Origin of the sequence: Corallococcus sp. EGB, from assembly GCF_019968905.1 — a bacterium.
Taxonomy (GTDB): Bacteria; Myxococcota; Myxococcia; order Myxococcales; family Myxococcaceae; genus Corallococcus.
The window spans coordinates 3,387,730-3,404,320 of the sequence record NZ_CP079946.1; the positions used below are offsets into that span (position 1 = coordinate 3,387,730).

The following is a 16,591-nucleotide window of genomic DNA, read 5'->3' on the forward strand; positions in this document are numbered from 1 at the left end:
GCCTATCATCGGACGCCCGGATGCTCCGCTCGATCCTCGGCCTGTGTTGCAGCCTCGTGCTGCTTGTCCCCGCGCGCGCCCCTGCGTTGACGCAGGAGCCGCTCCTGCGCATCGAGGAGAAGGTCATCGAGCCGGAGCCGGACCCCAGCACCTTCCAGGCCACGGAGGAGGATCCGGAGACGGACACCGCCGAGGACGCCCACGAACCGGAGCCCGAGCCCCGCCCCGATACCCGGCGCCGCGTCATCGCCCCGCCGCCCGTCAAGCCCGCCGCCCCCGTCACCCCCGAAGCGCCGCCCGTCGTCGTCCCGCCCCGCCCCGCCGTCACGCCGGTGATGGCGCCGAAGGTGACGGACGCGGACCTGCTCGGCGTCTGGGAGCGGTGGAAGGCGGCCCGCTCGCGCAACGACCTCGCCGCGGCGGAGGCCGCCCAGAAGGAGCTGCTCACGCTGCGTCAGGAGGTGCTCGCCACCGACCTGGAGCCCCTGAGCATGGGCTTCGTGCGCGAGGCCGCGGTCCGCCGCCGCGCGGGTGACCTGGCGGGAGCGCTCGCGCTCCTGGACGTGGCCGTGACCCTGTCGCCGGGGCTGCCCGCCGCGCGCTTCGCCAGGGCGGAGACGTACGTGGTGGAGGATCCGCTGAACGTCCCGCGCGCGGTGGGCGAGTGGAAGGACGCGCTCGTGACGCTGGCCGGGGATGCGCGCTACCGCCGGCCCGCGCTCACGGACCTGGGCGCGCTGGTGCTCGCGGCGTGGGCGGCCACGGCGGTGGCGGTGGTCGCGGTGCTCTTCCTGCGGCGGATCCGCTACGCGCTGCACGACTTCCACCACTTCTTCCCCCGGGCCGTGACGCGCTGGCAGTCGGGGCTCCTGGGCCTCGTGCTCCTGGCGCTGCCCGCGGTGCTGGGCGCGGGCCTGGTGCCGGTGCTGCTCGTGCTCTTCGCCTCGGTCGCGCTGTACGTGGGCCGCGCCGAGCGCTGGGTGGCCGCGGTGCTCCTCATGGGCCTGGGCGTGATGCCGCTCGCCGCGGGGACATTGGCGCGCTTGACCGTCTTCGCCGGCACGCCCGCGGAGGACGTCTACCTCCTGGAGCGTGGAGGCCTGTCAGCGGAGGGCGCGGCGGCCCGCGTGCGCGCCCGGGCGCAGGCGCGCACCGCGCGGTTCCAGGAGCTGGGGGCGCTCGCCTACTACGAGTCGCGCCGGGGCCTTCTGGAAGAGGCCCGGACGGCCTTCAAGGCCGCCACCGCCCTGAAGGAGGGCGACGCGCGGATGCTCACGCGCTTCGGCAACGCGCTCCTGGGCCTGGGCGACGAGGAAGGCGCGGTGCTCCTCTACACGCAGGCGTCCAGGGCGGACCCGTCCATGGCGGCGCCGCACTACAACCTGGGGCAGGTGTACCGGCGCCGGGCGCGGCTCCTGCCAGATGATCAGGTGGGCAAGGAGCTGGACCGCTCCACCTCCGCCATCGCCCAGGCGCAGGCCCTGGACAAGGAGCTGATCCGCCGCGAACCGCCACCGGAGGATCGCCCCGTCCTCAACCTCCTCCTGCTGTCGCCCACGGTGCCGGAGAGCGCCTGGATGGCCCTGGCGGACGGCACCGAGGAGGGCGCCCGCGTGGAGTCCCAGGTGGGCCGGTGGCTGTCGCCCGTCCTGCCGGCGGGCCCGGTGGGCTGGGGGCTGACCGCGGCGCTCGCGGCCCTCGCCGCCGTCTTCGGTGAAGCCGCCTGGCGCATGAAGGCGTCGCGCGGCTGCGAACGGTGCGGCCAGGCGGTCTGCCTGCGCTGCGACAAGGACCTGTCCGTGGGCAGCGCGATGTGCGGCCAGTGCGTCCACGTCTTCGCGCGCAAGAGCCAGGTGCCCAAGGAGTTCCGCTCGCGCAAGCAGGGTGAGGTGGACCGCCACAAGGCGTGGACGACGCGGGTGACGTACGCGCTGGGGAGCCTGATGTCCGGCGCGGGCCACGTGGGCACGGGCCTGCCGGTGCGCGGCGCCCTCTATGCCTTCGTGTTCAGCTTCGCCCTGGCCGCGCTGGTGCTCCACCGGGGCCTCGTCCGCACCCCGTACGGAGACGCGCCGCTGTACCTCAAGCTCGTGCCCGCGGGCACGGTCCTCTTCTTCGTCTACCTGCTGACCCTGCGCGGCCTGCGCCGCCACCAGCGGGGGGAGGCCTGAGCCATGTCCCTCAAGGGCACCCTCAAGGACTTCGGCATCGGCGACATCCTGCAGCTCATCGGCCAGCAGCAGAAGACGGGCACGCTCCACCTGCGCAACAAGGACCAGGAGGTGCGCGTCGGCTTCCAGGACGGCCACATCATCAAGGCCGAAAGCCTCACCCGGAAGCGCAAGGAGCTCATCGGCGCCATGCTGGTGCGCGCCGAAATCATCACGGAGACGCAGCTGGAGGCGGCGCTGGAGGTCCAGAAGCGCACCCTCAAGCGGCTGGGCGACGTGCTGGTGCAGAGCCACGCCCTCACCGCGGAGCGCTTCCAGCACATGGCCCAGCTCCAGGTGACGGAGACGCTCTACCGCCTGTTCACCTGGAAGGCGGGGACCTACGAATTCATCCAGGAGCCCGTGGAGCCCGGCCCGGACGCCATCACCCCGCTGCGCGCGGAGACGGTCCTCATGGAGGGCTTCCGCATGGTGGACGAGTGGCCCGTCATCCGGAAGCGCATCCACCGCGACGACATGACCTTCGAGCGCGTCAAGGCGCTCCCGCCCCCCCGCGCCAACGGCGAAGAGACCGCGGGGCTGGGCGCCATCGGTCCCTCGGAGCGCCACATCTACGAGGAGATCGCCGTGGGGCGCGACCTGCGCCGCATGGTGGACCTCTGCGGCCTGGGCGAGTTCGAGACCTGCAAGGCGCTCTACAACCTGGTCCAGGGCGACTACGTGCGCGCCATCGACCCGGAGGGCCGCGCGCCCGCACCGGAGGCCACCGGCCTCGTCGCCCGGGTGGCGGGCCCGCTGGGCCGCATCGCCGTGACCATGGCGGTCATCGCGGGGCTGGCCTTCATCGCGTCCCGCTGGGTCGGGGGCCAGGGCCCGGAGACAGGAGCCTCCCGGTTGGGGGACCCCGCCGCCCAGCGTCAGATCGCCCACGCGCAGCGCGTCCGCATCGAGGCCGCGCTGGAGGTGTTCCAGTTGGAGAAGGGCTCCCTCCCGGAGCGGTTGGATGCTTTGGTCGATGCCGGATTGTTGAGTCCTGAAGAACTGCGCTACCCGTGGCGGGAGGAGTACTATTACCGCCGCACGGCCGCCCGGCAGTTCATCCTCCTACCGCCCGTGCGCTAGCCTGCGGGCACGCCCTGTCCGAAGGGATGGCGGGCGTGGGGGGACGGGCGGCGTTAACTTGAGGGCGAGCGATCACTGAACGAGGAACGACGCGCATTGCGAAACCCCGCCACGCTGGAAGTGCCCGCAGCCCGCGCTGAATCCACTCCCACCTCCGCCAAGGTGGACGTCCGTGACAACGAGACGACCCAGGCCCTGTGCGGAAACCAGAATGAAAACCTCAAGCTGATGGAGCGGCGCCTGGGGGTCCGGGTGGGGCAGCGGGGGACGGAGCTGCTCCTGTCGGGCCCGGCGGACGCCGTCGCCTTCGCCGTGCGCCTCGTGGAGAACCTGGAGGGGATGATCCGCGCCGGACGCCCCGTCTACCGCGAGGACGTGGAGCAGGCCATCAAGGTCCTCGGCCGCGGCACGGAGTCGCTGCAGGAGGTCATGCTCGGCACCGTCCTCAAGAGCTCCGGCAACCGGCAGATCGCCCCCAAGAGCATCGCGCAGAAGCGCTACGTGGACGCCATCCGCTCCCACGACATCGTCTTCGGCGTGGGCCCCGCCGGCACCGGCAAGACGTACCTCGCCATGGCCATGGCGGTCGCCTTCCTCCAGGAGCGCAAGGTCAAGCGCATCGTCCTGGCACGCCCCGCCGTGGAGGCCGGTGAGAAGCTCGGCTTCCTGCCCGGCGACCTGGCGGAGAAGGTGAACCCGTACCTGCGCCCGCTCTACGACGCGCTGCACGACATGATGGCCGTGGAGCGCGCCCAGCACCTGGTGGAGCAGGGGGTGGTGGAGGTGGCGCCGCTCGCGTTCATGCGCGGCCGCACCCTCAATGACGCCTTCGTCATCCTCGACGAGGCGCAGAACACCACCGTGGAGCAGATGAAGATGTTCCTCACCCGCCTGGGCTACAACAGCAAGGCGGTCATCACGGGCGACGTGACCCAGGTGGACCTGCCCACGGGCAAGATGTCCGGCCTGAACCACGCGCGCTCCGTGCTGCGGAACATCGAAGGCATCCACTTCTCGGAGTTCTCCGACGTGGACGTCGTGCGCCACCCGCTGGTGCAGGAGGTCATCCGCGCCTACGAGCGCTCCGAGGCCGCCCAGAAGGAGGCCCAGGCCGCCCGCGAAGCCGCCGCGGCCCCTGAAGGCGCGGCTCCCGCCGACGGCGCGGAAGAGTCCTGACCTTGTGACGCCGCACCCGCCACCCCCGCTCCCAGCCATGCGCAGGGACGGGGGTGGAGTCGCTGAGTGGCGTACACGGCTGCCTGTTGGCTTACCCGCATTTTTCGCAGAGCGAACTGGCGTCCGGGCGGCGGCTGTCCCACCCTCACGAATTTTCCCCGTCGCTGCTTCCTTGTAGGGAGCCTGACGTCTTCGCAGGGTGAGGAGTTCCCCCATGGCCGATCCTGAATCACCAACGCCCGGACCCAGTCCGCTGGACGCGCTCGCGGCCCGCCTGGGGCTCGGGCGGCGTGGGGCGTGGGGCCGGCGCGTCGTGCAGGGCCTGCTGCTGCTCGTCGCCTCGGTGGGCGCGGGCTTCGTCATCTCCCCGGGCCTCTACAGCCAGCAGATCCCGGCGCTCACCCAGGAAAACCTGGGCAAGCCCTTCCGGGCCAACTCGCCCGCCGGGTTCAAGGCCGCGCGCGACTACGACATCGTCCACCAGGCGATGACGGAGCAGCGCCGCCGCGAGGCCCGGAGCGCCGTGCGCCCGGTGTACGACCTCAACCCGGCCGTGGTGGGCAACCTGCGCGCGTCCGTGCGCGCCGCCTTCGCCAGCGCTCGCGAGCACCTGGAGGAGGAGAAGGAGGCCCGCGCCGAGGAGTCCCCGCAAGAAGAGGCCCAGGTCCGGCGCCGCCGCCCCTCTCCGCTCACGCCGGAGGCCCTGGAGCGTCAGCGCCGCGACCGCGAGGAGATGCAGGCCCGCTTCCAGGAGCAGCTCTTCGGCCAGCGGGACGCGGGGCTGGAGCCCGAGGACTTCCAGGCGCTCTTCGCCAACGGCTTCTCCGAGGAGGCCGAGACCGCCACGCTGGTGCTGCTCGACCGCGCCTACCGCGCGGATGGCGGCCCGGTGTACGTGGCCGGCTCGCGCGATGAGCTGGTGCGGGAGGCCCCCCAGGGCCTCACCGTGCGCGACGTGCAGCACAAGAATGAAGAGACGCTGCCCGCGGGCGCCGCCCAGGTGGTGGACATGCGCGAGGCCCACCAGGAGATGGACCGCTTCGCCTCCGTGCCCGGCAACGTGCTGCCGGAGGCCCCGGCGGTGCAGCGCCGCGCGGTGCTGCGCATCGCCAAGCGGCTGGTGCGCCCCAGCCTGACCATCAACATCGCGGAGACGGACCTGCGCCGCCGTCTCGCGGCCGACGCGGTGAAGGACGCCGTCATCGCCATCAAGAAGGGCCAGCGCGTCATCGGCGACGGCGAGCTCGTCAACGAGACGCACCTCGTCATGCTGCGCGGCATGCGCGCGCAGACGGACCGCCTGGACCTGCTCCAGCTCCAGGTGGGCGGCACGGGCCTGGTGGCCCTGCTGGTGGTGGCCTTCTACGGCTTCTGCCACGCGGCCTTCCGCCGCTTCCGCCCCACGCGCAAGGACGGCGTGCTCCTGGGCCTGTTGCTCGTGGGCCTGTTGGGCCTGCTCCAGGTCTGGGTGTCCATCGCGGACGCGGTGCAGGACCGCTACACGGCGCTGCCCATTGAAGCCTTCTATTACGCCTTCCCGGTGGCGGCGGGCGCCATGCTGGTGCGCTTCATCCTGACGCAGGAGCTGGCGCTGTTCTTCGCCATGGTGTTCGCGTGCCTGGCGGGCGTGATGCTGGGCAACTCGCTGGCGTTCGGCATCTACACGCTGCTGGGCTCGCTGGTGGCGGCGGACCGCATCGTCAAGGCGAAGGACCGCGTGGGCATCTTCCGCGCGGGCCTCGTCACGGGCATCGCCAACCTCATCGCGGTGCTGTTCCTGTTCCTCGTGGAGGGCAAGGGCCTGGCCGGGGACACGCTCATCACCGCGGTGTGCGCGTTCTTCGGCACCGCGCTGGCGGTGCCGGTGATGGTGATGGCGCTCACGCCGCTCATCGAGGCCACGTTCGGCTACGCGTCGGACATCAAGCTCCTGGAGCTGGCGAACCTCAACCACCCGGCGCTCAAGGAGCTCATCGTCCAGGCGCCCGGCACGTACCACCACTCCATCATCATCGGCACGCTGGTGGAGAACGCGGCGGAGGCGATCGGCGCCAACCCGCTCCTGGCGCGCTCGTGCGCGTACTACCACGACATCGGAAAGGGCCGGAACCCGCTCTACTTCGGGGAGAACCAGAAGGGGGAGAACCGGCATGACGGCCTCGCGCCCGCGATGAGCGCGGTCATCATCAAGCGCCACGTGACGGAAGGCCTGGAGATGGCCCGGCAGTACCGCCTGCCCAAGCTGGTGGCGGACGCCATCCCGCAGCACCACGGCACGCGCACGGTGGGCTTCTTCTTCCACAAGGCCCTGAAGGAACAGGAGGGCAAGGAAGGCGCGCCCCCCATCGACGAGAGCATCTACCGCTACCCGGGCCCCAAGCCGCAGTTCCGCGAGGCGGCGCTGGTGATGATCGCCGACGCGGTGGAGGCCTCCACGCGCTCCATGCCGGAGCCCACCAGCGCGAAGCTCCAGGCGCAGGTGCAGAAGATCATCAACATCATCTTCTCCGAGGGCCAGCTGGACGAGTGCGACCTGACGCTCAAGGACCTGAACCTCATCGCCCAGTCCTTCCTGCACACGCTGGAGGGCATCTACCACACGCGTCCCGTCTACCCGGCGGGCGCGGTGGGCGGGGGCAAGGCCGGGGGCGCGCCGCTGATGATGGCGCCCGCGCCCGCGAAGGCTGACGCGAAGGACTCGAAGGTGCGAACTGCGGGCATGTCATGAGCCGCAAGGTGGAGGGCGTGAAGCTGCGCAAGGGCAAGGTGATTCCGCGCGACGACGGCAAGCGCATCGAGGAGTTCGTCGGCGTGGCCAGCACGCAGACGGAGTCCGCGTCCGTGGCGCGCATGCGGGCCCCCCCGGGCTGGAGCGAACCCGCGCAGACGCCGGAGTTCGACGAAGTGGTGCTCGTCCTCACGGGCGAGCTCACCCTCGTGGTGGACGGCAGGCGCGAACGCATTGGCGCGGGCGAGGTGGGCCTGGTGCCGCGCGGCAGGCGGGTGGTGTACCGCAATGATTCACAGGGCGCGTGCGACTACTGGTCCATCTGCGCGCCGGCGTTCCGCGTGGAGCTGGCCCACATCGAGAAGCCGGAGCCCGTGAAGAAGGCCGCGGACAACCAGGTGACCGTGCAGGTGGCCCACGGGCAGGGCGCTGACTACGAGCGGCTGCTCACCGCCTGGGCCCGCGACTACTTGAAGCGCCTGGGCCTCACCGGCTGCGAGCTGTCGCTGTCGCTCGTAGGGGACCGGGCCATCCGTCGGCTCAACCGCACCTGGCGCCAGAAGGACAAGGCCACGGACGTGCTGTCCTTCCCCGCGGGGGACCTGCCCAAGGGCACCCCGGGCCCTCGGCCGCTGGGGGACGTGGTCATCTCCCTGGACACGGCGAAGCGGCAGGCGAAGGAGTACGGCCGCACGCTGGAGTCGGAGATGGCCCGCTACCTCGCGCACGGCCTGTTGCACCTGTTGGGGCACGACCATGAGAAGCCCCGCGACGCGAAGCGCATGGCGGCCCTGGAGGAGCAGCTGTTGGGCGAGCGGGGCATGGTGGCGGACTCGCTGACCATCGACTCGCGCGCCCGCCGCGCGAAGCTCATCTGACGTCATGGGCTGGGGGGCTTGCGGCCCCCCGTGCCTCCTTCCGGGTGGCCGACACCCGTCCGGCCCCACCGTTGAGTCGGGGGCTGTGCGTGATAGGTAGTGGCGCCCGCCTTCCGTGTGTTGGATGGAACGATGCCCCGCCTGTCGTCGCTCATCATCGCAAGCCTGTTGGGTCTCCTGCTGACCACGTCCTCCGCGCGCGCCGCGTCCGTGCCGCCGTGGGGCACGGGCGAGAGCCGGGGCGAGGACCTGTCCATCTGGCTGGTGACCTTCAGCCCCGGTGACGACGTCTTCTCGTGGTGGGGCCACGGCTCGCTGGTGGTGGAGGACCGCGCGAAGCAGATGCAGCGGCTCTACAACTACGGGATGTACTCGTTCGACGACCAGACGGTCGTCCACTTCGCCAAGGGCCGCCTGGAGTTCTGGGTGGGCGAGTCGAGCGTCAACGGCACCTTCCGCTTCTACAAGTCGCTGGACCGCGACGTGCGCGTGCAGGAGCTCAACCTCACGCCCGAGCAGCGCGTGGTGGTGGCGAAGAAGCTGGCGGACAACGTGCTGCCGGAGAACCGCGACTACCTCTACGAGCACTACAGCGACAACTGCGTCACGCGCCTGCGAGACATGATCGACGTGGCCGTGGGCGGCCGGCTGGCGGAGGCGGAGAAGGCCCCGGCCCGCATGACGCTGCGCGAGCACACGCGGCGCTACACGGCGGTGAGCCCGCCCATGAGCTTCCTGCTCGACTTCATGATGAACGACTCCATCGACAAGCCCATCACCCGGAAGGAGGAGGCCTTCCTCCCGGACGAACTGGAGCAGCAGGTGGCGGAGCTGAAGGTGCCGGGCCCGGACGGGCAGCCGGTGTCGCTGGTGGAGAAGCAATGGGACTACTACGCGTCGCCCACGCGTCCGAGGCCTCCCGCGCAGCCGCCCGCCTTCGGCCCGTACATCCTCGCGCTGGGCGTGCTCCTGGGCGGCGCCGCGCTGGGCCTGGCCGCGTGGGAGCGCAAGGGCAGCCGCGCCGCGCGCATCCTCCTGGGCCTGGAGAACGTGGTGGTGGGCCTGGTGCTGGGCATCCCGGGACTGGCGCTCGTCGTCATGTGGGTGGGCACGAACCATGTCGTGACGCACCACAATGAGAACCTCTTCCTCGCGAACCCGCTGACGCTGCTGGCCGTGCCGTATGGCCTGCGCCTCACCTGGAACAGCGCGAAGGCGCGGGCGCGGCTCAAGTGGGCCTGGGGCCTGCTCGCGGCCACTGGCGCGCTGGGGCTCCTGCTGAAGGTGCTGCCCTGGTTCGACCAGGACAACTGGCGCGCCATCGCGCTCATCCTGCCCATCTCCCTGGGCATGGCCGGCGCCTTCTGGCTGGACCGGCTCCGGGCGCTCGTGTCAGGAACGGCGCGCACGCCGCCGCGTCAGGATGCATCGGTGACCTCGCTCAAGGCCTCCTGAAACACCCTGGCATTCCCACCTGTTTCGAAACGAAGGAGACAACACCACCATGGCCAACGATTCGATGGAGAAGATCCAGGCCCTGAAGGAGCGCCTCAACGCGCTCCGGGGGCATCTTTGACCTCGACCGCAAGCGGTCCCGCATCGCGCTGATCGAACGCGACTCCACGCAGCCCGACTTCTGGAACGACAACACCAAGGCCCAGGGTCTCTTGAAGGAGAAGTCCACGCTGGAGGCCAGCGTGGGGGCCTTCGACAAGACGATGCGCGGGCTGGATGACGCGCAGACGCTGCTGGAGCTGGCGGCGGAGATGAACGACCCGGCGAGCGCGGAGGAGGCCGAGGGCACGCTCGCGTCGCTGGAGGCGGAGGTCGCGAAGCTGGAGCTGGCGCGGATGCTCTCCGGGCCGCAGGACCGCAGCAACTGCTTCATGGACATCAACGCGGGCGCGGGGGGCACGGACTCCATGGACTGGGCCGCCATGCTCCTGCGCATGTACACGCGCTACGGCGAGACCAAGGGCTGGAAGGTCGAGCTCAGCGACGAGGTGCCGGGCGAAGAGGCGGGCTTCAAGAACGTCTCCCTGCGCATCGAGGGTGAGAACGCCTACGGCTACCTCAAGGCGGAGGTGGGCGTGCACCGGCTGGTGCGCATCAGCCCCTTCGACGCCAACGCGCGCCGGCAGACGGCGTTCGCGTCCGTGGACGTGTACCCGGAGGTCGACGACAGCATCCAGATCGACCTGCCGGAGAAGGACATCGAGCTGAAGTTCATCCGCGGCGGCGGCGCCGGTGGACAGAAGGTCAACAAGACGTCATCCACGGCCCAGCTGCGCCACCTGCCCACGGGCATCATCATCACCTGCCAGACGGAGCGCTCGCAGTCGGCCAACAAGGACATGGCCTTCAAGATCCTGCGCGGCCGCCTGTATGAGCTGGAGATGAAGAAGCGCGAAGCCGAGCGCGACGCGGCCGAGGCGGCGAAGAAGGACATCTCCTTCGGCTCGCAGATCCGCAGCTACGTGCTGGCGCCGTACCGCATGGTCAAGGACCTGCGCACCGGCGTGGAGACGGGCAACGTGGACAAGGTGCTGGATGGTGATTTGGACGAGTTCGTCACCGCGCAGCTCCTGGGCGTGAAGAACCCCAACCGCAACGCCTCCGCGGACTGACGCCCCGTCCCCTCCCGGACACTTCCAAACCCTCCCGGGCGCTTCAGGACCGGGAGGGTTTTCTCATGCCCGGGAACCTTTTTTCCGGGGCCGGTGTCAGGGGGCGGGGCAGGGTGGTGCGGTAGGATGGGCCAGGCCTGAAACGGGAGGCGCGGGTGTCACCGGGCGGAGTGCTCGACGTCGGACAGCAGGCCGTGGCCCCCGGGGCCGGTCCCGACGCGCGCCCTGACGACACCCGCCGCGAGGAACAGGCGCTGCTCGTCCGGCTGCGGAGCGGGGACCCGGAGGCCTTCGAATCCCTGGTCCACCAGCACCAGGACCGGCTCTATGACTTCTGCTTCCGCATGCTGGGCGACCGCGAGGAGGCCCACGACCTGGTGCAGGAGGTCTTTGTCAGCGTGCACCAGAACGTCCGCCGCTTCCGCGCGGATGCGCGGCTGTCCACGTGGCTGTTCCGCATCTCCAAGAACCACTGCCTCAACCGGCTGAAGTACCTCCAGCGCCGGGGGCGGGGCCGCTCGGAGGCCTTTGACGAGGTGAACGCCGCCGCCATCGCGCAAGGAGGAGGCGCGCCGGTACAGCCGGACGCCGCCCTGGACGCGGCGCGTGAGCGGGCCCGGGTGCAGCGGGCCATTTCCCAACTGGACCCTGATGCGCGCATGCTGGTGGCGCTGCGAGACATCGAGGGCCTGAGCTACGACGAGATTGTCGACATCACCGAGCTGCCCGAGGGAACCGTGAAGAGCCGGCTCCACCGGGCACGCGAGAAGCTGGCGGACCTGCTGGGGCGCTTCGAACCATGAGCGGCGGCGGGTGGAGGTCAATGGACGTGCAACCCCGATTGGATCACCGCGAGACGCAAGCCCTGTTCCTGGCGCTCGCCGACCAGGAACTGCCGGCCCCCCAGGAGCAGGCGGTGCGCAGCCACCTGGACGGCTGCGAGGAGTGCCGCCAGGGGTGGGACCGGTACGCAAGCACCGTGGAGCGCGTGCGCTCGGTGGAGCGGGAGAAGGCCCCGCCCGCGCTCGCCTCGCTCGTGGCCGCCCGTGTGCGGCGCCAGCGCCGCTTCGGCCTGAAGGGCCTCCACCTGGCCCATGCCCAGCACCGCTTCCCGGTGGAGATCCTCATCCCCCTGCTCCTGGCCGCGGCCGTAGGGGCATTTCTTTTGATGTCTTCCTGATGCACCCTCCCTGATGCGTTGCGTACCGGGGGCCGCTTGGCTAGCGTGCCGCGCCTTTCACAAGAGCGCGTCATGGCCGAGAGCGATAACAAGACCCCCCCAGGTGAGAAGAGCGGTGAAGCGGCGGATCTCGGCTCCAAGGAGCAGGAGATCTTCCAGCAGCGGTTGGACAAGGCCGAGAAGTGGCGCGCGGCCGGCTTCAACCCCTACGGCAACGGCTACACGCCCAAGCACCGGGCCGCGGACATCCTGGCGACGCACGCGAACCACTCCACGGAGGACCTGGAGAAGGACGCCCCCGTCTACGACGTCGCCGGCCGCATCGTGGCCATGCGCTCGTTCGGCAAGGCCGCCTTCATCAAGCTGCGCGACCGCACCGGCGAAATCCAGGCGCACGTGAAGAAGGACGCGCTCGGGGACCTCTATGAGGTCTTCAAGCAGGTGGACCTGGGCGACTTCGTCGCGGTGGAGGGCCCCATCTTCCGCAGCAAGACGGGCGAGCTGTCCCTGTCCGCCACGAAGTTCGTGCCCCTCACCAAGTCCCTGCGGCCCATGCCGGAGAAGTGGCACGGCCTGACGGACGTGGAGATCCGCTACCGCCAGCGCTACCTGGACCTCATCTCCAACCCGGACGTGAAGCAGGTCTTCCTGAAGCGCAGCAAGCTGGTGAGCTTCATCCGGAACTTCCTCGACGGCCGGGACTTCGTCGAGGTGGAGACCCCGATGATGCACCCGCTGGTGTCGGGCGCGGCGGCGCGGCCCTTCATCACGCACCACAACACGTACGACGTCGACCTCTACATGCGCATCGCGCCCGAGCTCTACCTGAAGCGGCTCGTGGTGGGCGGCATGGAGCGCGTCTACGAAATCAACCGCAACTTCCGCAACGAGGGCGTGAGCACCCGGCACAACCCGGAGTTCACGATGCTGGAGTTCTATCAGGCGTACGCCACGTACGAGGACCTGATGAACCTCACGGAGGAGATGCTCTCCGAGGCCGCCCGCCACGTCACCGGCGACTCCAAGGTGAAGTACGGCGAGCACGTCATCGACTTCGGCAAGGGCTGGAAGCGCATCCCCATGACGGAGGCCATCCGCGAGGCCGTCCCCGGCCTGTCCGACAAGGACATGGTGGACGCGGACCGCCTGCGCCAGGAACTGCTCAAGACGGTCCACTCGGAGGTGGAGCGCCGCGCCGTGGACGCCATGAACCACGGCGAGCTGGTAGGCGCCCTCTTCGAGGCCCACGTCGAGCACACGCTCATCCATCCCACCTTCATCACCCAGTATCCCACCGCCGTCTCCCCGCTCGCCCGCCGCAACGACCAGAACCCGGAAATCACGGACCGGTTCGAGCTCTTCGTCGCGGGCCGGGAGATCGCCAACGCCTTCTCCGAGCTGAACGATCCCCTGGACCAGAAGGGCCGCTTCCAGGCCCAGCTGGACGCGAAGCAGCGGGGCCAGCAGGAGACCATGGACTACGACGAGGACTACATCCGCGCCCTCGAACAGGGCATGCCGCCCACGGCCGGTGAGGGCATCGGGATTGATCGCGTCGCCATGTTGTTCACGGACGCAGCCAGCATTCGTGACGTGATTCTCTTCCCCCTTCTCAAGCCGCTGGCGAAGTAGCCACGAGGCCTCGTGCATCCCGCCGAACGGCAGACCGATTATCGCTGGCCCCTCCTGTGGGCCGGTGCCCTCGTGGCCCTCGTGGGAGCCATCCTCCTGGGGGTGGCCATCTCCGAGTCCGAGGCGTGGGCCGAGGTGGCCGGCGCCCTGGGCCTCTCCTTCGTGGGGTGGGGCGGGCTCGTCCAGTCCTTCGACGCCGGGGCGCTCGCCCTGGGCGCCCAGAAGGCCGTGGCCGTGGCCGGCCCCAAGGCGCTGGTCGCGGGGACGCTCGTCTGGCTGGCCGGCTGGGGGCTCATCGCAGCCGGCATCCGCCGCGCGCCGGCCTCCGCGGAAGGGCCCAGCCCCGCCGCGGGTGCACCTTTGTATCCGCGCCTGGCGCGCTACCGGGACTTCTACTGGAGCACCCTGGGCGCCTATGGCGGCGGCATCCTCCTGGCGGAGCTGGTGCTGCTGCTCCTGCAGACGGTCCTCTCCAGCGGCGTGCCGTCGGACCTGAGCGGCGCGGCGCGCGAGGCGAGCGGGGGGCTGACGCTGCCCCCCACCATCGCCTTCGCCATCGCGTTCATCGTGAGCATGGGTGTGGCGTTCGCGTCCGGCTTCGTGGGCGCGTCCCGGGCGCAGCGGCTGTCGTTCCCGGAAGCCACCATCGGCGTGTTCTACCTGGGCCTGCCGGTGCCCATCCTCCTGTCGCTGATGGAGCGCGTGCCGTCCCTGCAGCTGTCGCTGGGCTACCGGCTGCGCGAGGTGACGTACGTCGCGGGGCTCATCGGCCGGCCGGAGCTGGCGTACTGGCTCGTCTTCGCCGCGTTGGTGCTGGCGCTGGTGCTGGGCATCAACACGGGCTTCATCGCGGCGGGCAGTGGCCGGGTGGACCTGCGGCTGGGCTTCGAGCTCTTCGTCGCACGCCGGCACGTGGCGGTGTTCCGCCCGTCGCTGCTGCTGGGCGCGCTCGCGGTGCTGATGTTCGGCATCATCCCGCCCCTCATCGTCTACTTCATCATCCGCGGGGCGGAGGCCGCCGTGGAGCGCACGCGCGTCCGGGCCCTGGGCCTGGCGGATCCGCTCGCCGCCGCGTCCGCGCAGCACCGGATGAAGCTGCATGAGCAGTCGCCCACCATGATGATGACCGCGCTGTCGGTGGGCGGCGTGGGCGTGGGCGTGATGGCGCTCATCATCGTGCTCAGCGTGATGAGCGGCTTCGAGGCCGACCTCCAGCAGAAGATTCTGGGCACCAACGCGCACGCGGTGGTGTCCCGCTACGCGGGCGACCTGCCGGACTACGACAAGGTGATGCAGCAGGTGAAGCGCGTGCCCGGCGTGGTGGGCGAGACGCCCTTCATCATCAACCAGGTGATGATCGCCTCCGAGGGCAACGTCGACGGCGTCATCATCAAGGGCATCGACCCGAAGACGGTCGGCTCGGTGACGGACCTGCCCCAGAACATCCTGCCCGGCGGCGACCTGGACCACCTGGAGCACCCCGCGAACATCCTCCCCAGCAGCGCGGTGGAGGACGTGGAGAAGAAGGGCGCGGAAGAGGAAGACCCCATCATCGGCAAGCCCTCCAAGCCGGCGAAGCCCGCGGTGCTGCCGGGCATCATCATCGGCCGGGAGCTGGCGGCGTCGCTGCGCGTGGTGGTGGGGGACCGGGTGAACGTCGTCTCGCCCCTGGGGACGGAGCTGGGGCCGTCCGGGCCCATCCCCAAGAGCCGCGCGTTCCGGGTGGCGGGCGTCTTCTACTCGGGCATGTACGAGTACGACTCCAAGTTCGTCTACATCCTGCTCAAGGAGGCGCAGGACTTCTTCGCGGTGAAGGGCGCCACCGGCATCGAGCTGAAGGTGGCGGACATCGACGACGCGCGCCGCATCGCCAACCAGGTGGTGCGCGTGCTCGGCGGCTACCCCTACCGCGCGCGCGACTGGGGCGAGATGAACAAGAACCTCTTCTCCGCGCTGCGCCTGGAGAAGCTGGTGATGGGCATCATCCTGTCCATCATCATCATCGTCGCCGCGGGCCTCATCGTCGCCACGGTCATCATGCTGGTGCTGGAGAAGCGCAAGGAGATCTCCGTCCTCAAGGCGCTGGGCGTCCCGGACGGCGGCATCGTGAAGATCTTCCTCGCGGAAGGGCTCCAGATTGGCGTGGCCGGCGGCTTCCTGGGCCTGTTCTCCGGCCTCGCGTGGTGCCTCTTCATCGAGAAGGTCGGCATCAAGCTGGATCCGGAGGTCTATTACATCCCCGCGCTGCCGGTGCGCATCGAACCGGTGCAGACGGCGCTGGCGGTGGTCATCGCGGTGCTCGTCACCTACCTGGCGTCCATCTACCCGGCCCTCAAGGCGAGCAGCGTGGAACCGGTGGAAGGTCTGAAGGCGGAGTAGCCATGGCGCTGTTGTCCATCCGCAACGTCTTCAAGAGCTACTTCCTGCACGGCAAGCGCATTGACGTGCTGCGCGGCGTGTCGCTGGACATCAACGCCGGCGAGCTCGTCTCCATGATTGGCGCGTCCGGCGCGGGCAAGAGCACCTTCCTGCACGTGCTGGGCACGCTGGACGCCCCCGCCGCCGGTGAAGTCCTCTTCGATGGCAAGTCCGTCTTCTCCATGAACGACGCGGAGATCGCCGAGTTCCGCAACCGCACCATCGGGTTCGTCTTCCAGAGCCACTACCTGCTGCCGGAGTTCACCGCGCTGGAGAACGTGGCCATGCCCGCGCTCATCCAGCGCAGGGACCGCGGCCCCGCCTACGCCTACGCCCGCGAGCTCCTGGAGCGCGTGGGCCTGGGCAGCCGCGTGGATCACCGCCCCGGGGAGCTGTCCGGCGGCGAGGCCCAGCGCGTGGCCCTGGCGCGCGCGCTGGTGCTCAAGCCCGCGGTGCTGCTCGCGGACGAACCCACGGGCAACCTGGATCCCACGACAGGCGAGGGCATCCACCAGCTGCTCCGGGACGTCAACCGGGACCTGGGAATCACCGCCGTCGTCGTCACGCACAACGAGACGCTTGCTCGCTCCATGCCCCGCCGTCTGAGACTCGCCGGCGGGCAGGTGTCGGAGGCCTGATGGCCACTCGCTTTTGGATTG

Annotated in this window: 12 protein-coding genes; all 12 read left to right on the top strand. The window is 70.0% G+C overall.

Annotation, left to right across the window (positions count from 1 at the left end; all coding sequences use genetic code 11):
- Positions 1-20: 20 nt before the first annotated feature.
- The 12 genes from KYK13_RS14225 to KYK13_RS14280 all read left to right on the top strand — a co-directional run bounded on the left by KYK13_RS14225 (position 21) and on the right by KYK13_RS14280 (position 16,570).
- Positions 21-2,171, top strand: a complete 2,151-nt coding sequence (locus KYK13_RS14225; protein WP_223644981.1) for a tetratricopeptide repeat protein — start codon at positions 21-23, stop codon at positions 2,169-2,171.
- A gap of 3 nt (positions 2,172-2,174) precedes the next feature.
- Positions 2,175-3,293 (top strand): DUF4388 domain-containing protein, encoded by a 1,119-nt coding sequence (locus tag KYK13_RS14230; protein ID WP_223644982.1) that lies wholly within the window; start codon positions 2,175-2,177, stop codon positions 3,291-3,293.
- Between the two features lie 96 nt (positions 3,294-3,389).
- Positions 3,390-4,469 carry a PhoH family protein gene (locus tag KYK13_RS14235; protein WP_223644983.1) on the top strand — a complete coding sequence of 360 codons (1,080 nt, stop codon included), beginning with the start codon at positions 3,390-3,392 and terminating at the stop codon, positions 4,467-4,469.
- A 214-nt stretch (positions 4,470-4,683) separates the two neighbouring features.
- Entirely contained in the window at positions 4,684-7,197 is a 2,514-nt protein-coding gene (locus KYK13_RS14240) for an HD family phosphohydrolase (protein WP_223644984.1), read from the top strand.
- A complete protein-coding gene (gene ybeY / locus KYK13_RS14245; protein WP_223644985.1) occupies positions 7,194-8,075 on the top strand; it encodes an rRNA maturation RNase YbeY in 882 nt (293 codons plus the stop codon). Before KYK13_RS14240 ends, ybeY begins: the two co-directional genes overlap by 4 nt.
- Before the next feature lie 132 nt (positions 8,076-8,207).
- On the top strand, positions 8,208-9,530 hold the full coding sequence (locus tag KYK13_RS14250) for a DUF4105 domain-containing protein (protein ID WP_223644986.1): 1,323 nt from the start codon (positions 8,208-8,210) through the stop codon (positions 9,528-9,530).
- A gap of 49 nt (positions 9,531-9,579) precedes the next feature.
- Positions 9,580-10,702, top strand: a protein-coding gene (prfB, locus tag KYK13_RS14255) for a peptide chain release factor 2 (RefSeq protein ID WP_223644987.1) whose coding sequence is annotated in 2 segments (ribosomal slippage) — positions 9,580-9,648 and positions 9,650-10,702 — 1,122 coding nt in all. Because the reading frame shifts where the segments join, the coding sequence is not laid out codon by codon here.
- A 155-nt stretch (positions 10,703-10,857) separates the two neighbouring features.
- Positions 10,858-11,505: an RNA polymerase sigma factor gene (locus KYK13_RS14260; protein ID WP_223644988.1), complete on the top strand. Its 648-nt coding sequence runs from the start codon at positions 10,858-10,860 to the stop codon at positions 11,503-11,505.
- Complete coding sequence (locus KYK13_RS14265) at positions 11,502-11,882, top strand: anti-sigma factor (RefSeq protein WP_370645353.1); 381 nt, start codon at positions 11,502-11,504, stop codon at positions 11,880-11,882. The genes KYK13_RS14260 and KYK13_RS14265 overlap by 4 nt, the downstream gene beginning before the upstream one ends.
- 72 nt (positions 11,883-11,954) lie before the next feature.
- The gene (lysS, locus tag KYK13_RS14270; RefSeq protein ID WP_223644990.1) at positions 11,955-13,514 is read left to right on the top strand and encodes a lysine--tRNA ligase; all 1,560 of its coding nucleotides are present in this window, start codon (positions 11,955-11,957) and stop codon (positions 13,512-13,514) included.
- Between the two features lie 12 nt (positions 13,515-13,526).
- Entirely contained in the window at positions 13,527-15,893 is a 2,367-nt protein-coding gene (locus KYK13_RS14275) for an ABC transporter permease (RefSeq protein WP_223644991.1), read from the top strand.
- Between the two features lie 2 nt (positions 15,894-15,895).
- Positions 15,896-16,570, top strand: a complete 675-nt coding sequence (locus tag KYK13_RS14280) for an ABC transporter ATP-binding protein (protein ID WP_223644992.1) — start codon at positions 15,896-15,898, stop codon at positions 16,568-16,570.
- Positions 16,571-16,591 lie beyond the last annotated feature (21 nt).